Source organism: Devosia sp. (assembly GCF_034675085.1).
Lineage (GTDB): Bacteria > Pseudomonadota > Alphaproteobacteria > Rhizobiales > Devosiaceae > Devosia.
This window is the reverse complement of sequence record NZ_JAUCDN010000133.1, coordinates 1-8,615: the sequence shown is the minus strand read 5'-3', so window position 1 is coordinate 8,615 and position 8,615 is coordinate 1. Positions and strand designations below refer to the sequence as shown.

Genomic DNA, 8,615 nt, shown 5'->3' with positions numbered 1-8,615 from the left:
GAGATCAAGATCAACATGGTCGCCATGCGCGGCATCAATGACGACGAGATCGAGCCGATGATGGCCTGGGCCCACGGCCAGGGCATGGCGCTGACGCTGATCGAGGGCATGCCGCTGGGCGAAGTGGGCCTCGACCGGGTGGAGAGCTACCTGCCGCTGCGCGAATTGCATGAGCGGCTGTCGCGGCGCTACCAGCTGACCCGGCTCGACAAGCGCACCGGCGGGCCGGCGCGCTATTGTCACGTGGCCGAAACCGGCGGCATTCTGGGCTTCATCGCCCCGATGAGCCACAATTTCTGCGAAAGCTGCAACCGCGTGCGCCTCACCGCCACCGGCCAGCTTTTCCTGTGCCTGGGGCAGGACGACCAGGTCAATCTGCGCGACGCCTGGCGCGAAGGCGGTCCCGCCGCGCTGGACGCGGCGCTGGACCACGCCATGGCCATCAAGCCCAAGGGGCACGACTTCGTGCTCGACCGCACCCACACCGAACCCGCCCTCGCCCGCCATATGAGCGTGACGGGGGGGTGAATGGCGAGGGGCGGCCAGAACGTTTCAACTTGCTACTGAACGGCCCCTGCGCAGCAGTTCATGACGGTCGTCATCCACCATCGAGGATGCGAAAGCATGCGGAGATGGATTCCGGCTCAAGGCCGGAATGACACCGAGGTTGGGGAACGCTCGAGTGTCACAGTCATCGTCGTCCAAGTGATCTATCGCCCTGCGGCGCGTTCGATGAGTTCGACGACGATGCCGTCGGGGTCGCGCACAAAGGCGACGCGGCGGATCAATTCGGGGTTTTGGGCGGGCCGGGGCCGTTCGACGATATCGACGTCGGCCGCTTCAAGCCGCTCAATCAGGGCATCAACATCGGAAACGGCCAGGGTGAGATGGCGCATGCCGGCCTCGCCGGCGGGAATGTCGCGGGAACGGGTGGCGCCAGCGGAGGGGGCCATCACTTCCAGCATGCCGCCGCCGGCATCGAGAAAGGCCAGTTCGCCCCCCGGCACCGGCTTGCGCAGCCTCAGCGCCAGCCCGAGCAGGCCGCAATAAAAGGCGATGGTGCGGTCCATATCGCCCGATGTGGTGCCGATATGCTCGAAGCCGACCAGCATGGCGCTAAGGCGCTATGTCCATGGCGCATCGGAGCCGCCCGAAAACCACCCTAACACTTTTCGGTCCGATGCTCATTTGTCGTCGTCGACGACGATGGCGAAGTCGAGCGGCAGGGCCGTGGTGTACTTGATCTGGCCCATGGCGAAAGCGGAGCTGACATCGGTGAGATTGATGCGGCTGATGAGCTTTTTATAGAAGCTGTCATAGGCGCCGATATCGGGCACGACAACGCGCATCAGATAGTCCACATCCCCGCTCATGCGGTAAAATTCCACCACTTCGGGGAAATCGTCGATGACGCCGGCGAATTTGCGCATCCAGCTGTCATTGTGCTCATTGGTCTTGACCGAGACGAAGACAGTGACGCCGACATTGACCTTGGCCGGATCGAGCACGGCGACGCGCCGCTGGATGACGCCATCCTCTTCCATCTTCTGGATGCGGCGCCAGCAGGGGGTGGTGCTGAGGCCCACCTTGCGGCCGATCTCGGCCACCGGCATCGTCGCATCCCTTTGCAGCAACGTCAGAATCTTGCGATCGATCTTGTCCAGCGCCATACCACCCTCACGAAACCAGATTGCGCGAAAAGGCAAAATTTGCCTGAAAATTGGCGAGATAACTGCCACACCCCCGCCTTAATAGCAATAATCTTGCGCAGGACAAGTCTGGGCGGCATTTGCACACATTGTTAACCCAACCGGGTACGGGGGAAGGCGCCACCCGCATTTCACCATGCATTAACCACGCGGCCGCTAGAGTTCGCCCCGTCCGGGCGAATGTGTTCTTGTGCGCGGTATCGAGTAACGAGTTTGAGTTTCATGGCGTCGCAACCGGCTGTCATCGATGACGTGCGCTCCCTCATGGGGCGCGATGGCAGGCGCGGCGCCCAGAAAACCGTGGTGGACGCCCGCCAGCGCCTCACGTCCAGCTCGGGCACGCGCGCCGATTTCGACTTCGAGCTGATGCAGGACTATGCGCAGTCGCGCATCAATGCCGCCCTGCCCATCGCCATCATCGTCATGCTGCTCTCGGCCATCTCCAGCCTGTGGGTGCCGGTGCCGTTCAGCGCGCTCTGGGCCGGCATGGTCATTCTGAGCCTGCTCATCACCACGATGATCGCCCGGCGCTTCCGCGACAGCGAGCCGGCCCGGTTCAACGCCCGGCAATGGACCACCACATTCGTCGCCGGGGAAACCCTGCACGGCATCGCCTGGTCGATGCTGGCGCTGTTCACCGTGGCCTCGGCCAACGAAACGCTGTCGCCGCTGCTTTTCGCCATGGTACTGGTGAGCGTGGCGGCCAATGCCGTGGCCAGCCACACCCTGCCCCCCGCCACGCTGGTGGCGACGCTGCCGGCCACGGTAACGGTTTCGGGAAGCCTGATCCTGATGGGCGGCACGCTCAACTATACGCTGGCCGCCGTGGTGATCTGCGGCGAGGTGTTCTTCGTCTACCTGGCGCGGCAATTGCGCGGCACGGTGCTGGAGACGATCTCGCACCAGGCGGAAAAGGACACGCTGATCAGCGAGTTGGAAGAGGCCCGGCATATGTCGGACGAGGCCCGGCGCCATGCCGAGCAGGCCAATATCGCCAAGAGCCAGTTCCTGGCCACGATGAGCCACGAGCTGCGCACCCCGCTCAATGCCATTATCGGCTTTTCCGAGGTGCTGAAATCGGAGCTGCTGGGGGCCCACCAGGTGCCCCAATACAAGGAATATGCCGGGGACATCCATGCCAGCGGCCAGCACCTGCTCAATCTCATCAACGAACTGCTGGATCTGAGCCGCATCGAGGCGGGTAAATACGAGCTCAATGAAGAGGCGATCTCGGTGGTGGACATCGCCGCCGATTGCCGCCGCATGATGGAGCTGCGCGCCAAGGCCAAGGGGATCGAGCTGGTGTTCAGCGCCGGAGAAAATCTGCCCAAGCTGTGGGGCGATGAGCGCGCCATCCGCCAGGTGGTGCTGAACCTTCTGAGCAACGCCATCAAATTCACCCCCCAGCATGGGCGCATCGTGCTGGTGGTGCAGCGCAGCGCCGATGGCGGGCAGATGATTTCTGTCAAGGATAACGGCCCGGGCATTCCCGAGGAGGAAATCGCCACCGTGCTCTCGTCCTTCGGACAGGGCTCGCTGGCGCACAAGACCGCCGAACAGGGCGCCGGGCTGGGCCTGCCCATCGTGCAGAAAATCATGGAGCTGCATCAGGGGCGGTTCGATTTGTTCAGCAAGCTGCGCTTCGGCACCGAAGTGATCGCCACCTTCCCGCGCGCCCGCGTCATGGACGCGCTGGCCCCGGTGATGCCCAAGCGCGCAAGGCTGGAAATCTACTCAGCGGCGGGGTGAGGTTTTTCGTCTGTCTGGAAGGAAAGGCGGGCTATCGAAATGAACCTTGCGAAAAAGGAACAGATCAGGCTTACGGCCAACCTGCTCAACGCGCTCTCATCGGGCACTATTCTTGCCGCCATCGTCGCACCATATATCGGGATGGGCATGGGCACGGTTTCGGCCAACCTCGACTTGTTGAACCTATTAGGGCTCTCGGGGTTTGGTTTCGTTATCGGGATCGTGCTACATTTAATCGCCAGGCGCGGCCTGGCGCAGTTGGAGGACTGAAGATGGCAGATCTCGTGTTCTGGCTTTGGGCCCCTGCCCTGCTGATCATCATTGCCGCTTTCGGGCTCGCCCTGACGCGCCGCGACAGGATGCATCCCGGCGAGTAGGAAGCGCTTCCTCGCCAATCCTCGATAGAGAGAGATGCCGGTCTCAGCCTTCTTTGCCGCTGATCCGGGCGCTTTCGAAGGTGGCCATGTTGGTGTGCAGGTGCAGCGCGGTCTTGACCAGCACGGCGGCCAGCGCGGCGCCGCTGCCTTCGCCCAGGCGCATGCCCAGATCGAGAAGGCCGGTGCGCCCCATGGCGGCCAGGGCGCGGGGATGGCCGCCCTCGGCCGAGACATGGCCGAAAAGGCAGTGATCGATCGAGGCCGGATTGACCGCATGGGCAATGGCGGCGGCGGCGGTGGCGACGAAGCCGTCGACAATCACCGGCACCTTCTGATGGCGGGCGGCGATCAGCGCGCCAAGCATGGCGGCGATCTCGCGGCCGCCCAGGCGGGCGAGGATGGCCAGCGGATGGCCGAGCGCGCCGGCATGGCGGGCCAGCGCCCGATCCACCGCATCGGCCTTGCGGGCGAGGCCCGCATCGTCGACGCCGGTGCCGCGCCCCACCCAGTCGGCCCCTGCCCCGCCATAGAGAGCGGCAAAGATGGCAGCGGCGACGGTGGTGTTGCCGATGCCCATCTCGCCGATGCAGATGAGGTCGGGCTTGCCGGCAATGGCCTCCATGCCATAGGCGATGGTGGCGGCGCACATCTTGTCGTCCAGCGCCGGCTCCAGCGTGATGTCGCCGGTGGGCAGGTCGAGCGCCAGCTCGAAGACGCGCAGATTGATTTCATGCAGGGCGCAGATCTGGGAGATGGCGGCGCCGCCATTGGTGAAATTGGCCACCATCTGCGCCGGCACTTCACGGGGAAAGGCGGAGACGCCCGGATCGGTCACGCCGGGATTGCCGGCGAAAATGGTGACCATGGGATTTTCCAGCCGGGGCGTCGGCCGGCCCTGCCAGCGGGCGAGAAACTCCACCAGCCCCTCCAGCGCCCCCAGCGAGCCGGCGGGCTTGGTCAATTGCGCCTCGCGCGCCCTGACCGCCGCCGCCGCCGCTTCGTCGCCATCGGGCGCGATAGCCAGGAGCTCGAGGACATCGGCATAGGCGGGATTGAGCGTGGACATGGCGAGTCGCTGTGGTTCAGGTTAGGAAGGTGCCGACTTGTTGCCGATTGCAGGATGAAAAGCAATTGAACGGAAGCGAGCCTTCTGTCGCGCCCGATGAACCGAGCAGCCCCCCGCGTGCGGCGGCGGAGCTGGGTTTGCGCGCCGATTTCATCATGGCGCTGCGCTTTTTCTCACGCCTGCCCAGCGGGGATTCGCCGCACCAGAAACCCGATCTCAACCGCATCGCCATGGCGCTGCCGCTGGCCAGCGTCGCCATCGGCATCGGGCCGGCGCTGCTGCTGGTGCTGGGGACCATGGCGGGGCTGCCAAGCTATTTCGCCGCCGCACTGGCGGTGGGCGCGATGGTGCTGGCGGGCGGGGCGATGGCCGAGGACGCCCTGGCCGACGCCGCCGACGGACTGTTCGGCGGGCAGAGCCGCGAGCGGCGGCTGGAAATCATGAAGGACAGCCGCCACGGCACCTACGGAGTGGCGGCGCTGTGCCTTTTCCTCGTGCTACGGGTGACGGCGCTGGGCGCCATGGCGGCGGCAAGCCCGCTGGCGGCGGGAGCGGCGTGGCTCGCAGCCAGTGTCATCGCCCGCTCGGGCGCCTTGTGGCTTTCCATGGCACTGCCGCCGGCGCGCAGCGATGGCGCCGCCGCGGCGGCGGGAGCGCTGGGCAAGACCGGCTTTGGCGTGGGCGCGGTGTTCGCGCTGGTCCTGGGCTTCGTGCTGGCCGGACCGGCGGCGAGCCTTGCCGGGCTCGCATTGGGACTGGCGCTGAGCGGGGCCGTCATTGGCTTGTGGACGGCACTGTGCGGGAAGCTGGTGGGCGGGCAGACGGGCGACCTCACCGGAGCGCTGGGCGCCCTGGTGGAAACCGCCATGCTGGCCGGGCTGGTGGCTTTTGTCGCCTGACGCCTTTAAATTGTCCCAGCGGCGGGATTTATCCTGACGGGCAGGCAGCACGAGAACGGAACGAGGGCATGATCTTTATCGGCGTGGCGCTGGCCATCTCCATCGGCCTGGCGCTGCTGATCAGCGCGGATGCGGGGACGCTGGTGGGGCTGACCCAGGCGCAGACGGCGCAATTGCTGCCGCTGCTCATCGTGCTCATCATCTTTGCCGGCGGGGTTTTCACCCGCACGCGGCGCGCCGGGGAATTGCTGAACAGCCTGCTGCTCTGGGGCGCCATTTTCGGCGTGGCGGCGGCCAGCTATGCCTATCGCGACGAATTGACCGGCTTTGCCGCGCGCATCGCCGGTGAATTCCAGCCCAGCGTGGCCATGGTGGACGCCGAAAAGGGCATTGCCACCTTCCGCCGGGCGCGGGGCGGGCATTTCGAGATCGCCGCGACGGTCAATGGCCACACCACGCCGATGATCTTCGACACCGGCGCCAGCGCCGTGGTGCTGACCATCGCCGATGCCGAGGCGGCGGGGATCGATACCGGCCGGCTCGATTATCGCATCGCCGTCTCCACCGCCAATGGCACCGGACGGGCGGCGCGGGTGCGGCTCGACCGCATCGAGGTGGGCGGCATCGCCCGCGAGCGCATCACCGCCTTCGTGACCGAGCCCGGCTCGCTGGAAACCAGCCTGCTGGGCATGACGTTTCTGGAAACGCTGAGCCGCTACAGCGTGACGCAGAACGCGCTGGAACTGGTGGATTAGGCCTCCACCGGCGCCGACACGCAGTCGAGCGCGCGCCGGAACACGGACGTATCGGCGCCGGGGCGGCAGGCATCGACGCTCATGACCTGGCGGAACTGGCGGGCGCCCGGCAGCCCATTGGCCAGGCCCAACATGTGGCGGGCGATGGAATTGAGCCGGACGCCCTGGGCCAGCTGCCCCCCGGCATAATCGGCCATGGCCTGCATGATGGCGGGCAGGGTCGGGGATGGCGTGGCGGCGCCGAAAAAGCGCCGGTCGATTTCGGCCAGCATCATGGGATGGTGATAGGCGGCGCGGCCGAGCATGACGCCATCGACATGGGCCATCTGCGCCCGGGCGGCGTCGAGCGTTTCCAGCCCGCCATTGAGCAGCACCGGCAGCGGCGCCAGCCGGGCGCGCAGGCGATGCACCCGCTCGTAATCGAGCGGCGGAATGGTGCGGTTTTCCTTGGGGCTGAGGCCCTTGAGCCAGGCCTTGCGCGCATGGACATAGAGCGCCTCGACGCCGGCTTCCACCATGGCATCGGCAAAACGGTCGAGGCTTTCCTCGGTGTCCTGATCATCGATCCCGATGCGGCATTTGACGGTAACGGGCCGGTCGGTCGCCGCGCGCATCGCGCGCACGCATGCGGCGACCAGCGCCGGCTCGGCCATGAGGCAGGCGCCGAAGCGGCCCGACTGCACCCGGTCGGACGGGCAGCCGACATTGAGATTGATCTCGGCATAGCCGTAGGCATCGGCGAGCGTGGTGGCGCGCGCCAGCTCGGCCGGATCGGAGCCGCCCAATTGCAGCGCCACCGGCTGCTCGGCCGCATCAAAACGCAGATGGCGCCCGGCATCGCCATGCACGATGGCGGCACTGGTGACCATCTCGGTGAACAGCAACGCCTCGCGCGTCAGCAGCCGATGCAGATAACGGCAATGCCGGTCGGTCCAATCCATCATCGGCGCCACGGAGAAGCGGCGGGCGATGGAGATGTCGGTTTCCGGGCGGGCGGGCTGTGTCATGCTGGGGCGATATGGTCCGAATAGACGGGCGTTCCGCGCCCGGCGGAAAAGCTGCGCCGGGCGGAAAGGCCATATAGCGCCCACATGCCGATAAAGAAAGGCAACACCATGATTGCACGGCAACGCCCGGACGATAGGTTTGACGCTTGACGCGGGGCCGGGGCGCCACGGCATAGTGCGGCGAACCAAGGCTTGGGGGAGGATGGTTATGGAAAACGCAGCAATGGGCAAGATGACGCGGCGCAGCCTGATGGGAGGGCTTGCCGCCCTGCCGCTGCTGGCCGGGGCCGCGCATGGACAGGGCACGGAATGCGCCGTGTTCACCTCCGAGCGGCAGGGCGCCACCACGCCCGAGGCGGCGATGGCGCGGCTCAAGGCCGGCAATGAGCGGTTTCTGGCCGGGCAGTCGATCAATTGCGACCTGCTGCAACAGGTTCGCGACACTTCGGGCGGACAGGCGCCCTTTGCCGCCGTAGTGGGCTGCATCGATTCACGGGTGCCGCCCGAACTGGTGTTCGACCAGCGCGTGGGCGATATTTTCTGCGCGCGCGTGGCGGGCAATTTCGTCAATACCGATATCCTGGGGAGCCTGGAATTCGCCACCGAGGTGGCGGGGGCCAGGGCTATCGTCATTCTCGGCCACACCTCTTGCGGCGCCATCAAGAGCGCGGTGGACGGAGTGGAGCTGGGCAACATCACCGCCATGCTGAAAAATTTCGACCCTGCCCTGGCCACGCTCGAGCCCGCCGATGGCGAGCGCAGCAGCGCCAATGGCGCGCTGGTGCAGAAGGTGGCGGACCAGAATGCGCTGCTTACGGCGGCGAGCCTGGTGCAGCGCAGCGACATCCTGGCGCGCCGAATGGCCGAGGGAACCCTGGCAATCGCCGCGGCCATGCACGATATCCATACTGGACGCATCACCTGGCTGGGCTGAAAAGCGGCGGGGGATGATCTGGATCAATATCGGTCCGGGCCGGCCGGGATAGGGTCGGCGCACACACAAGGAGGCGATCATGTATTCCCGTATCGTAGTCGGCATCGATGGATCGGAAC

General features: G+C 66.0%; 9 protein-coding genes and 1 pseudogene. 6 read left to right on the top strand and 4 right to left on the bottom strand.

What is annotated here, in order from left to right; genetic code table 11:
- A pseudogene (locus tag VDP82_RS09990) lies at nucleotides 1–528 on the top strand (GTP 3',8-cyclase MoaA); the annotation flags it as partial.
- 182 nt (nucleotides 529–710) lie between these two features.
- Here VDP82_RS09990 and VDP82_RS09985 read toward each other — a convergent pair.
- Nucleotides 711–1,112, bottom strand: coding sequence for a VOC family protein (locus VDP82_RS09985; RefSeq protein ID WP_323014701.1), 402 nt, complete (start codon nucleotides 1,110–1,112; stop codon nucleotides 711–713).
- A gap of 72 nt (nucleotides 1,113–1,184) precedes the next feature.
- A complete protein-coding gene (locus tag VDP82_RS09980) occupies nucleotides 1,185–1,664 on the bottom strand; it encodes an Lrp/AsnC family transcriptional regulator (protein WP_323014702.1) in 480 nt (159 codons plus the stop codon).
- Nucleotides 1,665–1,931: 267 nt separating this feature from the next.
- Between VDP82_RS09980 and VDP82_RS09975 the strand changes: the two genes are divergently transcribed.
- Together VDP82_RS09975 and VDP82_RS09970 are read left to right on the top strand one after the other, a co-directional pair.
- The gene (locus VDP82_RS09975; protein WP_323014700.1) at nucleotides 1,932–3,458 is read left to right on the top strand and encodes a HAMP domain-containing sensor histidine kinase; all 1,527 of its coding nucleotides are present in this window, start codon (nucleotides 1,932–1,934) and stop codon (nucleotides 3,456–3,458) included.
- Nucleotides 3,459–3,497: 39 nt separating this feature from the next.
- Entirely contained in the window at nucleotides 3,498–3,728 is a 231-nt protein-coding gene (locus VDP82_RS09970; protein ID WP_323014699.1) for a hypothetical protein, read from the top strand.
- 150 nt (nucleotides 3,729–3,878) lie between these two features.
- On the opposite strand, the gene cobT is transcribed toward VDP82_RS09970, so the two are convergent.
- The gene (gene cobT / locus VDP82_RS09965) at nucleotides 3,879–4,901 is read right to left on the bottom strand and encodes a nicotinate-nucleotide--dimethylbenzimidazole phosphoribosyltransferase (protein WP_323014698.1); all 1,023 of its coding nucleotides are present in this window, start codon (nucleotides 4,899–4,901) and stop codon (nucleotides 3,879–3,881) included.
- 137 nt (nucleotides 4,902–5,038) lie between these two features.
- On the opposite strand from cobT, the gene VDP82_RS09960 reads away from it, so the two are divergent.
- A complete protein-coding gene (locus VDP82_RS09960) occupies nucleotides 5,039–5,800 on the top strand; it encodes an adenosylcobinamide-GDP ribazoletransferase (protein WP_323014697.1) in 762 nt (253 codons plus the stop codon).
- 68 nt (nucleotides 5,801–5,868) lie between these two features.
- On the top strand, nucleotides 5,869–6,555 hold the full coding sequence (locus VDP82_RS09955) for a retropepsin-like aspartic protease family protein (RefSeq protein WP_323014696.1): 687 nt from the start codon (nucleotides 5,869–5,871) through the stop codon (nucleotides 6,553–6,555).
- Here the strand turns inward: VDP82_RS09955 and dusA are convergent.
- Nucleotides 6,552–7,562, bottom strand: coding sequence for a tRNA dihydrouridine(20/20a) synthase DusA (dusA, locus tag VDP82_RS09950; RefSeq protein ID WP_323014695.1), 1,011 nt, complete (start codon nucleotides 7,560–7,562; stop codon nucleotides 6,552–6,554). The two genes, VDP82_RS09955 and dusA, sit on opposite strands and share 4 nt — an antisense overlap.
- Before the next feature lie 208 nt (nucleotides 7,563–7,770).
- Between dusA and VDP82_RS09945 the strand changes: the two genes are divergently transcribed.
- A complete protein-coding gene (locus tag VDP82_RS09945) occupies nucleotides 7,771–8,496 on the top strand; it encodes a carbonic anhydrase (RefSeq protein ID WP_323014694.1) in 726 nt (241 codons plus the stop codon).
- Nucleotides 8,497–8,615 lie beyond the last annotated feature (119 nt).

Coding starts and splice junctions, on each gene's coding strand:
- VDP82_RS09985 (WP_323014701.1), bottom strand. CDS start 1,112: ATGCTGGTCGGCTTCGAGCATATCGGCACCACATCGGGCGATATGGAC.
- VDP82_RS09975 (WP_323014700.1), top strand. CDS start 1,932: ATGGCGTCGCAACCGGCTGTCATCGATGACGTGCGCTCCCTCATGGGG.
- VDP82_RS09970 (WP_323014699.1), top strand. CDS start 3,498: ATGAACCTTGCGAAAAAGGAACAGATCAGGCTTACGGCCAACCTGCTC.
- cobT (WP_323014698.1), bottom strand. CDS start 4,901: ATGTCCACGCTCAATCCCGCCTATGCCGATGTCCTCGAGCTCCTGGCT.
- VDP82_RS09955 (WP_323014696.1), top strand. CDS start 5,869: ATGATCTTTATCGGCGTGGCGCTGGCCATCTCCATCGGCCTGGCGCTG.
- dusA (WP_323014695.1), bottom strand. CDS start 7,562: ATGACACAGCCCGCCCGCCCGGAAACCGACATCTCCATCGCCCGCCGC.
- VDP82_RS09945 (WP_323014694.1), top strand. CDS start 7,771: ATGGAAAACGCAGCAATGGGCAAGATGACGCGGCGCAGCCTGATGGGA.